Origin of the sequence: Bacteroides sp. 3_1_13, assembly GCF_001185845.1 — a bacterium.
GTDB lineage: Bacteria > Bacteroidota > Bacteroidia > Bacteroidales > Bacteroidaceae > Bacteroides > Bacteroides xylanisolvens.
Map to the genome: position 1 here is coordinate 2,206,427 of NZ_KQ236956.1, position 13,448 is coordinate 2,219,874.

The 13,448-nt window shown below is 39.8% G+C and carries 12 protein-coding genes; 5 read left to right on the plus strand and 7 right to left on the minus strand.

Annotated features, from left to right (window positions below; genetic code table 11):
• The first annotated feature begins 40 nt into the window (after nucleotides 1–40).
• Nucleotides 41–922 (plus strand): DNA damage-inducible protein D, encoded by an 882-nt coding sequence (gene dinD / locus HMPREF9009_RS21415; RefSeq protein ID WP_015532556.1) that lies wholly within the window; start codon nucleotides 41–43, stop codon nucleotides 920–922.
• Nucleotides 919–1,527 (plus strand): restriction endonuclease subunit S, encoded by a 609-nt coding sequence (locus HMPREF9009_RS21420; RefSeq protein WP_049703214.1) that lies wholly within the window; start codon nucleotides 919–921, stop codon nucleotides 1,525–1,527. The genes dinD and HMPREF9009_RS21420 overlap by 4 nt, the downstream gene beginning before the upstream one ends.
• Here HMPREF9009_RS21420 and HMPREF9009_RS21425 read toward each other — a convergent pair.
• From HMPREF9009_RS21425 to HMPREF9009_RS21450, 6 genes are read right to left on the minus strand one after another with little or no spacing between them, the layout of a single operon-like run.
• On the minus strand, nucleotides 1,451–2,734 hold the full coding sequence (locus HMPREF9009_RS21425) for a restriction endonuclease subunit S (protein ID WP_049703215.1): 1,284 nt from the start codon (nucleotides 2,732–2,734) through the stop codon (nucleotides 1,451–1,453). The two genes, HMPREF9009_RS21420 and HMPREF9009_RS21425, sit on opposite strands and share 77 nt — an antisense overlap.
• Nucleotides 2,731–3,033 (minus strand): hypothetical protein, encoded by a 303-nt coding sequence (locus HMPREF9009_RS21430; RefSeq protein WP_010537102.1) that lies wholly within the window; start codon nucleotides 3,031–3,033, stop codon nucleotides 2,731–2,733. The genes HMPREF9009_RS21425 and HMPREF9009_RS21430 overlap by 4 nt, the downstream gene beginning before the upstream one ends.
• A gap of 30 nt (nucleotides 3,034–3,063) precedes the next feature.
• A complete protein-coding gene (locus HMPREF9009_RS21435; RefSeq protein WP_049703216.1) occupies nucleotides 3,064–4,065 on the minus strand; it encodes a virulence RhuM family protein in 1,002 nt (333 codons plus the stop codon).
• On the minus strand, nucleotides 4,058–5,719 hold the full coding sequence (locus tag HMPREF9009_RS21440) for an HsdM family class I SAM-dependent methyltransferase (RefSeq protein ID WP_049703217.1): 1,662 nt from the start codon (nucleotides 5,717–5,719) through the stop codon (nucleotides 4,058–4,060). Before HMPREF9009_RS21440 ends, HMPREF9009_RS21435 begins: the two co-directional genes overlap by 8 nt.
• Nucleotides 5,720–5,724: 5 nt before the next feature.
• A complete protein-coding gene (locus tag HMPREF9009_RS21445) occupies nucleotides 5,725–8,955 on the minus strand; it encodes a type I restriction endonuclease subunit R (RefSeq protein WP_049703218.1) in 3,231 nt (1,076 codons plus the stop codon).
• Between the two features lies 1 nt (nucleotide 8,956).
• Entirely contained in the window at nucleotides 8,957–9,160 is a 204-nt protein-coding gene (locus tag HMPREF9009_RS21450; RefSeq protein WP_004316526.1) for a helix-turn-helix domain-containing protein, read from the minus strand.
• 91 nt (nucleotides 9,161–9,251) lie between these two features.
• Between HMPREF9009_RS21450 and HMPREF9009_RS21455 the strand changes: the two genes are divergently transcribed.
• Genes HMPREF9009_RS21455 through HMPREF9009_RS21465 form a run of 3 tightly spaced genes read left to right on the plus strand, consistent with a single transcriptional unit; the run spans nucleotide 9,252 to nucleotide 11,468 of the window.
• A complete protein-coding gene (locus HMPREF9009_RS21455) occupies nucleotides 9,252–10,061 on the plus strand; it encodes an SMODS domain-containing nucleotidyltransferase (RefSeq protein ID WP_049703219.1) in 810 nt (269 codons plus the stop codon).
• A gap of 5 nt (nucleotides 10,062–10,066) precedes the next feature.
• The gene (locus HMPREF9009_RS21460; protein ID WP_049703220.1) at nucleotides 10,067–10,627 is read left to right on the plus strand and encodes an SLATT domain-containing protein; all 561 of its coding nucleotides are present in this window, start codon (nucleotides 10,067–10,069) and stop codon (nucleotides 10,625–10,627) included.
• Nucleotides 10,628–10,661: 34 nt separating this feature from the next.
• The gene (locus tag HMPREF9009_RS21465; protein ID WP_049703425.1) at nucleotides 10,662–11,468 is read left to right on the plus strand and encodes a metallophosphoesterase; all 807 of its coding nucleotides are present in this window, start codon (nucleotides 10,662–10,664) and stop codon (nucleotides 11,466–11,468) included.
• A 494-nt stretch (nucleotides 11,469–11,962) separates the two neighbouring features.
• Here the strand turns inward: HMPREF9009_RS21465 and HMPREF9009_RS21470 are convergent, their stop codons facing one another.
• The gene (locus HMPREF9009_RS21470) at nucleotides 11,963–13,165 is read right to left on the minus strand and encodes an IS110 family RNA-guided transposase (RefSeq protein ID WP_008021897.1); all 1,203 of its coding nucleotides are present in this window, start codon (nucleotides 13,163–13,165) and stop codon (nucleotides 11,963–11,965) included.
• Nucleotides 13,166–13,448: the final 283 nt, after the last annotated feature.

A 13,448-nucleotide genomic window follows, 5' to 3' on the forward strand; every position in this document is an offset into this window, starting at 1 on the left:
GTACTTTTGCAATCTAATATGGAACGCTAATAAAAGCACTATGGACTTGCAGAGAATCAATAAACATAAGCAATCGTTTGATGACATTTGCCATTATATCGAAGACGATAATGGAGCGGATAAAGTAGAAGTATGGTTTGCGAGAGAATTGCAGATTATATTGGGATATGCAAGATGGGAGAATTTTCAAGTAGCATTGACTCGCGCTGTTGAATCATGTAAAACACAGAATATCAACATCGACGACCATTTTCGTGAGGTCACGAAAATGGTTACTTTGGGTAGCGGAGCTAAGCGTGAAATACAAGATTTCATGCTGACTCGTTATGCGTGCTATCTTGTCGCACAGAATGGCGACCCCAAGAAAGAAGAAATAGCTTTTGCACAAGGTTATTTTGCCGTACAAACTCGACGCGCAGAACTTATTGCGGAGCATATAGAACAATTGTCGCGACTTGAAACGAGAGATCGTTTGCGTTCTTCCGAAAAACAATTATCACGTAATATTTATGAGCGCGGAGTGGATGATAAAGGTTTTGGACGCATTCGTTCTAAAGGTGATGGTGTGTTATTCGGTGGGCATACAACAGAAGATATGAAGAACCGGCTTGGCATTAAATCGACACGCCCATTAGCAGATTTTCTTCCAACTCTTACAATTGCAGCAAAAAACCTTGCCACAGAAATGACAAATTACAATGTCGAACAAAAAGACCTTTATGGTGAGCATAGTATAACTACCGAACATATGGACAACAACCGCAGCATCCGACAAATGCTCGGTCAGCGAGGCATACGCCCGGAAGAACTGCCAGCAGCTGAGGACATCAAGAAGGTAGAACGACGCGTTGCTTCCAATGAAAAGAAAATTGAGAAGTCTTCTTCAAAACTCCCTAAACTTAAACCTGAAGACAACGAATGAAATTAATTGACATTATAGAAGTATTCATTGCTGGAGATTGGGGCGAGGAAACTTACTCTAAAGAAACACCTTGTGCGGTAACTTGTGTACGTGGGGCTGATATTATTCCAATATCAGAATATGATTTCTCGGCAATTCCAGTCCGCTATATTAACCAACAAGCATATGCAAAAAAATGTCTTCAAGTAGGAGACATTATCATTGAAAAGTCAGGTGATAGCCCAACTCAATCCACAGGGCGTGTATCTTTGGTATCACAAGAGCTGCTTGACCATGCCGGGGCTGTTATATGCTCCAATTTTTGTACTGCCTTTCGAGTAAAGAAAGGTTGGAATCCCCTCTATGTCTACTATTATCTTCAGTTTATCTATAATCTTGGGGCGTTTTTTAATTTCGAAGGCAAAACATCCGGTATAAAAAATCTCCAATTGGATGCAGCCTTTGCTGCTATACCAATTGAAGATATTAGTGAAAGCATCCAAAACAATATTGTAGCTATTCTCCAAGGTTTAGAGAGGAAAATCGCTATCAATCGTCAGATAAATCAGAATTTACCGACACTTGACCATTCATCAGAAGTGGGAGAAGTTCGTCTCGCTGCTTAGTCAAGGAATCTATTTGTTGGTAGTTATTTACAATCGTTTGGTAAATGCTTCCAATCTTTTCATCAAATAATTTCAGAATATTTCTTGTTGGTATGGGCAATAAGATATTCTTGATTGTATCTTGAGAAATATTATCCCTTGCAGAACCCGTACTGAGTGTAATGAAATGGCTATACAATGATGATATATGGAAGTACACATAGTATAACATATTTTCTATTGTAGGGATAACGCCACAAACGGCTTGATTAGAACAAGCCTCGAATGTAAGCAAGCTAACTTTACCTGCTGTTGCGCCATACATTGCGACCAATATACTGTTGCTTGGATATAACTTTGCACTTGAGTTTTCTAATCCACATTTTGTAATATAATTGGTAGTCTTAGTGATTATAGGACTATTCAGTTCCCCACTGTTTATCCAAGCTATTTCTCCGTTATCGTAGTATTCTATATTTGTTGATTTGGGTGTACCTCCTGAATATGTGGTAGCAATATCTTTTATTAAAGATATATCCCATCCTTCGGGAATTTCTCGCTTCAACTTCTCATTCCAAACCATCTTACCTCCACTAGATTCATACGGTTTCCCCTCCTCATTCGGGAAATCAAACTGCACAAACCAGTAGTCATATAGCTGTTTTGCCATTGCTTCTAAATTCTGATTTATCTGACGATTACGTTCTATTTTGCTGTCAATAGAACGTAATAACTTACCGATGCGTTTTTGTTCTGATAATTCGGGAATCCACACTGTGCAATCCTTGATTTTATCAGGTGATGTGTGGCGAATTTTAGTCTGTTGGGCAGCGGCACTTAATTGCTGTTTTACAAGTGCAGAGGATATAAGATAAAAAGCAAAGTTCTTGTCTAACAAGTCCTCTTTGCAAACAATCTTTGCCACATCTTGACTTTGGATATATTTACCACTTTCGGGAATAATGGCAGTAGAACCAAGCAATCCTATTGCTTGTTCGGTCAAAGGAGTGATAATATCTCCCTCCTCCATTAGAAATTCAGATCTAAAGTCACCAACATAATAAAGATTGTCTTTGGACTTATTCTCCTTAAAGCAGTTATTTTGATAGTCAAAGTTACCACAAGTCAGGCGAATATACTCCCCCTCAGTGGCGTAAAACTCGCCACTGAGACTTGCTCCTCTTGTAACATTGAGGATTTCTCCCAATTTATATCTTGTCAATTTCATTGCAATCTATTTTGGCTTTTAAGATACACTTTGATTTGTTCTTCAAGAGATTTCAAAATAAGTTCTCGTCTATTCTTTTCCATTTCTTTCTGTTCCGTAGTGGCATAACGGTTTTCTTCTACATCCTTTTTATGAAGAGCAATTATGTATTCAATCCCATCATGCAAATCCTTTTCTGATATAACCTGATTTTTTGCTCCAAATAAATCATCAAGAGCAATATTTGTCAATTGCGCACAACTACCTGATTTTAGGAGCATAGTAGTTATATATTCATTTACTTTATCGTAATCAATCATTCAAATAAATATTATATTCGTATACTATAACTACTCATTCAACATTCCCCTAACTTGTTTATCGAAGTCAGAGTCTATCCGTTGGGTTTTATTAAAAATATCGTACTCGCTTTCCGCTTTTGCCTTAGCCTGTGATGCGGAGACACGCCCTTTATCCGGCAAAATCTGATAGCGACGGAATGTAAGGAACTCATTGACACTCTCCGAAAACTGCGACATATTGAATGTATTCTCACGCTCGATAAAGTCTTCTATATAATCAAAGAAACCTGTTACAGCACGTTCCAACTGGCGGATTTCCTTTTCCTGCAAATAGTTCTTGGCTATTGATACATCAGACTTCAATATACGTCCATCGGGAGCATTCTTCCATGTGGTCAAACCCATGTGTTCTTTGCGATGGTCTGCCTTTGTGTAGATAATTTCGGCAGCTGTCTGTCCTGTAATGGCATAATGAAAACGGTTCTGTATCATAGCATAGAAATCACGTGTTGTGGGCGAGTTCTTGTCATAGTCAACACTACATTCTGCATATATATCAGTAATTTGCTGCCAAATACGGCGTTCACTGGCACGGATAGAGCGTACTCTTTCCAGTAATTCACGGAAATAGTCTTTCCCGAATACAGCCGTGCCTTGCTTCAAACGCTCATCGTCAAGTACAAATCCTTTCTTGATGTACTCATTGAGAATCTTGGTTGCCCATTGGCGGAACTTGGTTGCTTTAGGCGAAGAAACACGATAACCCACTGCAATAATCATATCCAAATTATAGAAGTCAACCAGTTCTTCAACCTCCCCTCTGATACCTCTATTTACGACGGTTGCAATTTTTGCAACTGTCGTGTCTTGCTGAAGTTCATCTTCCTTAAAAATATTGGATATGTGGCGACTAATACCGGATTTATCAATACCGAAAAGCTCTGCCATAGCCTTTTGCGTACACCAAATGGTTTCGTCTTTGATAACGACTTGCACCTTCCCTTGTTCATCTGGCAGGCTGTATAATAAAAACTGTATCTCGTTACTCATTGTTGCCTACATTTGCGTTGAACTGCAAAGCATCCAACTGTTTCATTATTTCCTCTTCCAAACGATGGCTCTCTGCAAATTGCACGGAAAGGATTTGCTTGTAGTCCGCCATTCGGAAATTAAACTCTTCTTCCGTTATATCTACATAATCAATCTTGATGTCGAAATATTGCCCAGCAGAAAGAGAATATCCCTTTTCCTTTATCTCATCGTAAGAGACAGCCACAGAGAAATCTTCCACTGCCTCCTTTCGCTGGAATGTGCCGACAATCTTTTCTATCTCTTCATCGTTCAGACGCACCTTTTTCAATCCGTTAGCATCTTTGTATTCCTCGCCCAATTTGCTGGCATCAATCAAGATTACTTTGTCGGCAGTTGCAGACTTGTCAAAGAACAGCACACTGACATTTGTACCTGTATTGGCAAACACGTTGCTTGGCATAGAAACACAGCCAAATACCACTTTGTCATCTACAATTTTATGAAGAATTTTGTTCTCAATGCCACTTTTGGCCGTGATAAAACCTGTCGGAATGACAATTGCACCCTTGCCTGTCTTTTTCAGTGAATTGATAACGTGCTGAATGAAACAGGTATATATAGCCATTGACTCTTTCTTTTTGGCGGGTACATTTGGGACTCCAGCCCAAAAACGGGCTGGCATGGCGGCTATCTTCTCGCGAGTGTCCGAGAAGTCCATCTTGAAAGGAGGATTGCTCACCACGAAATCAAACTGGCGCAACTGCTGCCCGTCATCACTTTTATGATAAGGGCTTACAAGCGTATCACCTTGAATAGCATTATCAAGCGAAGACACAAGTCCGTTAAGCAGCAGATTAAGTTTCAACATTTTGTTGCTTCGCTGGGAAATATCTTGCGAAAAGATGGTACAGCGTTCTTCTCCTATTTGATGACTAAGTGCCATCAGAAGCGTACCTGTTCCTGCCGAGGGGTCATAACATTCCATGCTATGCAAATCAGCATTATCCCCCACTAACAGACGAGCCATAATCGTTGCTATGGCATGAGGCGTATAATACTCCGCATATTTTCCACCTCCAGCGGTATTATAATCCTTAATCAAATACTCAAAGATGCTGGAGAAGAAATCGTAATTCTGTGCAAACGCTTCTTCAAAGGAGAAATTCACGAGTTTATCCACCAGAGCACGGGCGAATGGCGCACGTTGTGCCGAATCGGTCACAAACGGTGTCAATGCCTCGAACAATGGAATCTTCGTGTTGGCTGTGGTCTGCGTGGAAAATATATCTGCATTTTGTTCCGCTATATCTGTCATAGTGGAATCGAAGATAGTATCAAAATCCCCTTTTCCCTGTTGATTCCAAAGATTGGCTATCAGATGATAAGGTTCAAGCATCGGAACATCTGGAGAGATGGCACTCTGAATAAGCATACGTTCATCATCAGAAAGATTCTCGTATGCTGTTTCCCATTTTACATCCCCGGTCAGTTTCTTGGCAATCTCACTTTTCGCATTTTTTAATTCATAACCGAATTTGTCATTCAGGAACTTATAGAGAAATACCTGAGTGATAATCTTATATTCGTTACCATCGTTTCCCATACCGTATGATTGGCAGGTGGCTTTAAGTCCGTCGATGAGCCTTAATGTTTTTTCTTTAATATCTGACATAATCTTTATGCAATGCTGTAAGTGGCGTTATATTGGTTGATATACTGTTGTGAAATGCGTGTCTGAATAAATTTGTAATCCTCCATTTCGGGCTTTATTTGTGGGAAATGGAACAAACATCCATTGATAAGAGCCATCACCGTGCGTCCGAAATAAGCATCCTTTTTCAGAATGTCGTTACGATCATACACTTTGGCATCCACATCCTCTTTTATAATATTGAGAATGGCAGCAATCTCTTCGTCAAGGAAAGAGAACATAGGCTTCTGTCCCTTATCTTCCCTCTGCTTATTCACTTCACGAATACGCTTGTGTACACGAGCAAATTTTTCATCGCCCTTGTACTTTTTCAACAAGACATTATTGCGTTTTTGTAAGTCTTGCAGACGACCGATGATTTCATCCAAAGCCTGTGTTTCTTCGTTGAACTTGGCTATCGTGTCAATCACAAAACCGTGTTCCTTGAAGCGTTCCATAAAGGCTTCACGCAACGAGATAAACTCCGGATCGTCTTGGTCGAAGTTTTGGGTAAATGAAGAAATGGTACGTTGCCATTTCTCTTTCAATTCCACACCACCGGATATAAGGCGCATTTCCTCTTGTCCTATTTTGGAGAAAGTGAACTCTATATCCATCATTGCCTCATTGATTAGAGTTTTCGTTTCCTCATTTGTATTGAAAGCCTCTTTCTGATTGATGATACTTATCCGTCTTTGCACCTCAGAGAGTAGTTGCGGCAACTTGGTGATTTCGAGTTTGGCAAATTGCTCTTTCATTTCATCATCACCAAATGTACGCACGATGTTCGCCATGTTCTTGGCTGATTCCAATGCCTGTTTGAGGTCGAGCAATACAGCTTTATCCTCTTCGGTGGAGATTTCAGAAGAAAATTCTTCCGCATTATCGTATGTGTAATTGAAAAGCGTTTGCCGAACTTTCTTCATCTGATTCAATATCTCTTCCTTGTCCTCAATGACTTGGGTAAAGGTATCGGTGGCAGCGGATTCGCCAGTCTCATCCACGTCATTAAAGCGGTTTAATTCTTGTAAATATGCTTCGTTGGTTTCCTTAAAGTTGCGCTTGATGTCGGCAAAGTCAATGACAAAACCGTAACGCATACCGGGATAAGGACGGTTTACACGTGTTATGGCTTGAAGCAGATTGTGGTCTTTCAGTTTGCGCCCGAAATACAGGCGTTTCAAGCGTGGCGCATCAAAACCAGTCAAAAGCATATTAAAGACAATGAGAATATCCACTGTCATATTTTTCTTGAAGTCTTTGACTATCTGCTTGCGAGTTTCCTTGTCATCCGTATCGTGAAGAATGATTCCAGCTTTCAGCGGTCTGTATTTTGATTTGTAATCCACTTCTGGTTCACCCACTACATACGAACCATCGGAAAGTTTTATCTTGATGGGCTTCGGCTGATACTTCTGCCATTCTTCTTGAAATACATCATAAAGCCGCCTTGCCTGTTCGCTGGTTTCACAAATGACCATACCGCCTAAAGTATCATCTCCTTGTATCTTGCGAAACTCTTTTAAGTCCGTCATAATGTAACGGGCTAACTCGTTTACATAACTTGGATGCTCTATGATTTCCGACTTACGAATGTCTTTCTTTTGCACAAGGGTTTCCAATTTATCGTACACATCAGACAAACGCTCTTTATAGGAGGTTTCTATATCTTCACGTATGATTTTCAGCGTGTAGCCATCCGCAATGGATTTATCGTAATAATAGGTATGCAAATAGTTTCCGAACACCTTGCAACTGGCACGTTCCTCTTTTAACAACGGGGTACCTGTAAGTGCGATTTTAACCGCATCGGTGTCGGCATCAAAGAGATTGGCAAGAAAGCAGCCACCAGGTTTATATCCTCGGTGTGCCTCGTCAAGAATGAAGATGCGTTGAAGATTGGTTGCATAATCACTGATACGTACTTTTTCTTTATCCTCGGCAAAGCGTTGAATGTTCACAACCGTGATTTCTGCCTGTCCGCTTACACCTTGTTGTGCCTGATTACTGCGGAATTGCTCCATCAGTTCGGCTCTTGTATTGGCAGTAGATACAACCAATCCACGAGCTTCAAACTCTTGTGTGGCTTGTTCCAAAAGATCAAGGCGGTCTACAATGAAATAGAATTTGGCGACCTTATTCTGTTTGGAGTAGAAATCGTTGAGAATATAGGTCAGATAGTATGACAAGGCGGTTTTACCACTCCCTTGTGTATGCCAGACTACGCCAGATTTCACCCCCTCTGCCAGTTTTTGGCGAATAGCTAACGATGCAAACAATTGTTGGTAACGCATGATATGCTTTTGGTCGGTAGATTCTATCTTTCCATCCACCTCACGCTCCATACGGACATAGGCAATACCATATCTAATGATATACAACAACCGTTCAGGTGAACACATGGATGTTAGGATTCTGTTTGTAGGGGTGTTGAAACCGAGATTTGTCTGGTACTCAGGACTTGTATGAATGACCTGGCAATTGTAATCAGACAATATCTGTTTTTCCACCGCCTTGTCAATCTCCTTATACGGATAGTCACGATGGAACGGTGCTATTTTCTGACCGCTTAAATTTTCTTCACGGAAGCAGTTGAATGGTGCGTATGAACGTGCCCCAGTACAATAGAAAGCCCCTTGTATGGGTACGATACCGCCCAACGCATCATATTCCATATTATTGCTGAATATCATCAACTGCGTAATGTTGATGAAGCGGCGAAACTTTTTATTTGGGAAGCGTTCTTTATTCATTCGTGCGCTCTCTGCCAACATACCACCATGATTGTTGGGTTTCTTCACTTCTACAAAACAAAGTGGCAATCCGTTTACGAATAAAGTAATGTCAGGACGAAATTCGTCCTGTCCGTTCTTACAGGTAAATTCGGCTGTGAAATGGAACGTATTATTCCCAATGTTATCAAAGTCTATCAGTTTTACAGGCGAAACAACTTTGAGACGGTTATAAAAGCCTCGACCGAGGTCATCATCGTTCAGTTCCTTACGAATATCTTTCAAAACTTGAAGAAACTCTCCCTCATGTCCGGGATTCAGATTCTTAAACTGCCGTTCAAATACCTGCAAAAGAATATTCGTGTCACCGTCATAGACCGTGCCATTCTTATCTTCACTCAACTTGCCGAAGTAAGTATATCCTATTCGGGTGAGGTGAACCATTGCAGGCATCTGCACCCGTGTAGCTTCCGAAAACTGTTTCATGTCACCTATCCTTTTTGTCAGTTATCAAATCCTTCAAATCGACCTGCAATATCTCTGCTATCTGTTGCAAGGTCTCTAAATTTGGTTGAATCCTATTACAGGCATAAGCATTTACCATACTGAAACTCTTGTCGAGTTTCTTTGCCAACCATGTCTGAGAGATACCTTTTTCAGATAATACAGCCTTTATTCTATTTAGTTTCATTCTTTGATACGATTTTATAGTGCAAATATAGCGAATTATATTCGATAAACTGGGATTATTTTTGTACTTTTGTGTACGAAATAAAATTAATATGGATACAGTTAGAAAAAGAGGCGAAATAATTAGCATTGAACAGCGTTCGTTAGTATCTCAGAGATATAGACGCATAACAAGAGCGGTTAATTCGGAATTTTGGGGTAGCTCCAGCGAAACTGCTCATAGTTTATATGTGGGCTCTTATGGTAGAGATACTGCTATTGATACAAGTGACATTGATATACTTGTCGAACTGCCACGAGACGAATATAATAAATATGACGCACTAAGGGGAAATGGTCAGTCCAGATTACTACAAGCATTGAAGAATGCAATTTTACAAACCTATCCGAACAGTGATATTCATGGAGATGGGCAAGTCGTTGTGATAAACTTTTCCGATGGGATTAAATTTGAAGTTCTACCAGCTTTTCGTCAATTAGATTGGTGGGGTAATTGGAATGGGAAATACGACTATCCAGATTCAAATATGGGTGGCAACTGGTTGACAACTAATCCCAAAAGCGAGCAACAGGCAATGAAGGAAAAAAATGTTGCAAGCAATGGTTTGTTATTCGACACATGTAAGCACATGCGTGAAATTCGTGATAACTATTTTAGGAGTTACCATCTTCCGGGAATCGTGATTGACAGTTTTGTTTATCATAATATTGCTGATTGGCACTGGCTAAGAGAAGGAGAACAAAGTTCTAATCAACCAATAGGAACTTATGAAAAAAGGCTTTATGATTCATGCCCTGTTTGGAGCTTTAATCTGACAGCACCAGGAAGCAACATGCCAGTAGATACATATAAATACATTGATGTATTAATCAAAGTTTTAAAATACATGACAGAAGAATAAATCATATGGACGAACAAACAAAAATTCTTTACAGGGAGATTCTTGAACGTTTTAACAAAATAATTTGGACGCACAAAATTCATTTATGTCAAGCGAATATATACCTATCAAAGAAGAAAAAACAAAATCAGATTCTTTTAGTATTTTCTGTTTTGGTATCAGCTTCTGCAATTACCAATATATTCAAGTGGCTACCTGAAATTGTCATTGTCCCATTAATGGCTTTCTTAGCGTTGACATTAACATATTTCACCACCAAATACAAAGCTGAAAATCTAGAAAAGAAGGCAGCTGACAGCGAAAGATTTGCTGCTGTTATGCACGATTTGCGCAATAAGTATGCGGGATTCTTATCAGATATAAAGGCAGAGCTGTACACAAAAGAACAAATTTCTAAAAAGCGAACAGAATTAGAACATATAGAAAATATAGTTTATTCGGGGCTTGTTCCACAAACATCAAAAGAAGCAGTAGATGCAGCATCTTTTGCATTAAAAAACAGACAAGAATCAACTACCACAAACGAAGAAATTCTCCAAATGATTTCTGATAACTTGCAAGTATAAGATTAATTACATGCGCTATTATCAGGAATATAAGATGAATCATAGCAACACATTCTCACTATCTTTTCCCGAAGCCAAGACAATTATTGTTTCCGGTGATATTCATGGAGATTTTAATCAATTGGTATTCAAACTCTGTATTCAATACAAGTTGACGGACACTCTATTGATTGTAGCTGGGGATTGTGGTTTTGGCTTTGAAAAGAAAGAATACTATGAGCAAATGGTTAGACGAAATACCAAGAGAATGAATCAAGCCAACAATTGGATTGTATTTGTACGTGGCAATCATGATAATCCAGCTTATTTCGAAGGAACAACATTCAGTTACAAACGTTTCATTGCTGTTCCTGATTATACTATCCTTCAAGCCTGTAATCATTCTATCCTTTGTGTAGGCGGAGCCATTTCTATTGACCGAATTTATCGCATAAATGAATGGAACAAACGGAAATATCGAGTTCACTCCAATGAGTTGCAAGAAAATGATATTTCCCGCAATTTATATTGGAAGAATGAAGCTCCTATTTACGACGCTGATAAGATGAATACCATCTGTGCAAACTTCTTGATTGATACAGTTGTCACACATACTGCGCCATCACATTGTGAGCTATTCTCAAAAAGCAACCTTAACCAATGGGCTGAGAACGATTCATCACTTCTTAAAGATGTACAATCTGAAAGAAAAACAATGGATATGATCCTGCATCATCTCAAAACTGATAATCATCCGGTGAACCATTGGTATTATGGTTATTTTCACCAAAGTTGGCATTCCGCTATTGACGGAATATTATATCAGATGCTCGACATTATGGAGTTCAGCCAAGTCTATTGATTTATACCATTTCAGGTATAATATTGATGTTCGATGCAGAACTATACCCGATAGGATATAATGGTTTCCTCCGAATAAAAGTGTACCATTTATGGCATACAAACACTTTTTCAAGCGAATAATTCAGTTTTGCTACACTTTTTCCAACGAATCGAGTACCCTAAATAATCGGAACGCAAAAATTCCACCACAAACCACAGAAATCCCAAGAGAATTACTACCTTTCCTCTAAAAAGAAAAATCTCCTGCTCTTATATTCGCATGTAACTTACTTGTATCTAATTAATTATACTTATAGTCCGTAAGTTTTCCCACAAAACGCCTAAGACGACAAGTATTTTGTCGTCTGAACTAGTAAAGTTTGTTACTTTCCTCTTCAGCCTAAAAGGACTACGCTGGTGTCCAATCCCTCTATAGATACAATAATTTTGTAAACGCGCTCATGTGGCAGCACAAAGGTAATTATGTTGTCGATAGAGGTATATCGGAAAGGTCTATCCGACCAATAACGATTCTAATGCTTGAATATCATTTTGCCATTCCGCCTGCTTTTCAAGCCGCTTGAGGTAAACATCTATAAAATCCTCGTCTTTTGTCAGCATATGCCATACTGCGACCAATAGTTTTCGGGCGATGGCTACTTGTATCTTCATCTTGTTCTTATGGCGTTGGGTGCATTGCACGTAGCTGAAATTTGAGAAAAAGCAGTTTCGGGTTCTTGATGCGACCCAGGATATTTCAATCAATATCTGACGCAGGAATCGGTTCCCATGCGTCGTCCTGTTGCTTTTGACTTTATTGTTGCTTATATCATTGCGTGGTTTCAATCCACACCATCCCACTAGGTTTGTTGCTTTTTCAAACGGTTTCATGTCAGCCCCGGTCTCCGCAATTATAGCCGAAGCGGCGCGTTCTTTAACACCGGGGATACTCTGTAGACGTTTGAATTGTTTCGGGAAGTGTTCCTGGCACATGGCAATGAGAGCATTCCTGCATTCTTCGATTTGTCGCTCGATTACCTCTATAAGCTCTGCGTATTGCTTTAACAAACAGATGTCTGCCTGGTGAAAGTCACCCGTTACGGCATCCTTTATAATGTTGCGTCCGTATTTCCGTAGAGTTTTTCCATGAATGAGTTTCACCAGCTCCTCAGGGTCTGTTATCCCGGTTATTATTGCACGGACGCACTTCTGATAGCTTTTTCCATTGACTCGGGATACATAGTTACTTAACCGAAAACCACATCGCTGTAAAGCAGCGTCCTGTTTATTGCTGTTATACGTCAGGTCTTCATTCAGGTCGAAGATGCGACGGTTATACTTGCGCATGTCCTGCACTCTCTTATCTGGCACAAAACTTCCACGAATCAGATTCTTCAACAAGCATTCCGCTATCCATTGGGCATCCTTCACATCACTCTTGCGACCGGGAAGCTGCTTTATAAAATAAGGATTTACCAATTTGAGAGACATGCTCTCGCACAAGGCATTCCACACAGGGACCCAATAGGTCGAAGTGCTTTCCATTGCTGCCTCTGTCACCCCATGAGAAACCATCTCGGAACACATAAGTTCTAAATCAGGAGTCAATGTACCATAAACTTTTGCAAAAATAACGGCCTCTGTATTATCCATCACACAGAGATAAATTGTATCTTTGTGGACATCAAGGCCGGCCACGATTCTGTCTTTGTCCATATTTGAGATTTTTTAGTTACACTCCTTAAATATAGGACATTCGTAACAATTAAACGAAGTATGAAGCAGAGTTTGAGGGTTGGCCTCGGTTTTTATTGTGCCGGTGTAGAAAAACTCGATTTTTCTATATAATTTTGTATTCAACAAGCGTTCTGTAACATCCATATGGGAATATCCTATCGTTCAACACGTTGTATCTGATAGCGGACATTCCACAAAATGGCTGAAAGAAGGCGGTACAACACGTATATGCAAAACAATGAAATACAACGATTTGCATTTG

Coding starts and splice junctions, on each gene's coding strand:
- dinD (WP_015532556.1), top strand. CDS start 41: ATGGACTTGCAGAGAATCAATAAACATAAGCAATCGTTTGATGACATT.
- HMPREF9009_RS21420 (WP_049703214.1), top strand. CDS start 919: ATGAAATTAATTGACATTATAGAAGTATTCATTGCTGGAGATTGGGGC.
- HMPREF9009_RS21425 (WP_049703215.1), bottom strand. CDS start 2,734: ATGAAATTGACAAGATATAAATTGGGAGAAATCCTCAATGTTACAAGA.
- HMPREF9009_RS21430 (WP_010537102.1), bottom strand. CDS start 3,033: ATGATTGATTACGATAAAGTAAATGAATATATAACTACTATGCTCCTA.
- HMPREF9009_RS21435 (WP_049703216.1), bottom strand. CDS start 4,065: ATGAGTAACGAGATACAGTTTTTATTATACAGCCTGCCAGATGAACAA.
- HMPREF9009_RS21440 (WP_049703217.1), bottom strand. CDS start 5,719: ATGTCAGATATTAAAGAAAAAACATTAAGGCTCATCGACGGACTTAAA.
- HMPREF9009_RS21445 (WP_049703218.1), bottom strand. CDS start 8,955: ATGAAACAGTTTTCGGAAGCTACACGGGTGCAGATGCCTGCAATGGTT.
- HMPREF9009_RS21450 (WP_004316526.1), bottom strand. CDS start 9,160: ATGAAACTAAATAGAATAAAGGCTGTATTATCTGAAAAAGGTATCTCT.
- HMPREF9009_RS21455 (WP_049703219.1), top strand. CDS start 9,252: ATGGATACAGTTAGAAAAAGAGGCGAAATAATTAGCATTGAACAGCGT.
- HMPREF9009_RS21460 (WP_049703220.1), top strand. CDS start 10,067: ATGGACGAACAAACAAAAATTCTTTACAGGGAGATTCTTGAACGTTTT.
- HMPREF9009_RS21465 (WP_049703425.1), top strand. CDS start 10,662: ATGAATCATAGCAACACATTCTCACTATCTTTTCCCGAAGCCAAGACA.
- HMPREF9009_RS21470 (WP_008021897.1), bottom strand. CDS start 13,165: ATGGACAAAGACAGAATCGTGGCCGGCCTTGATGTCCACAAAGATACA.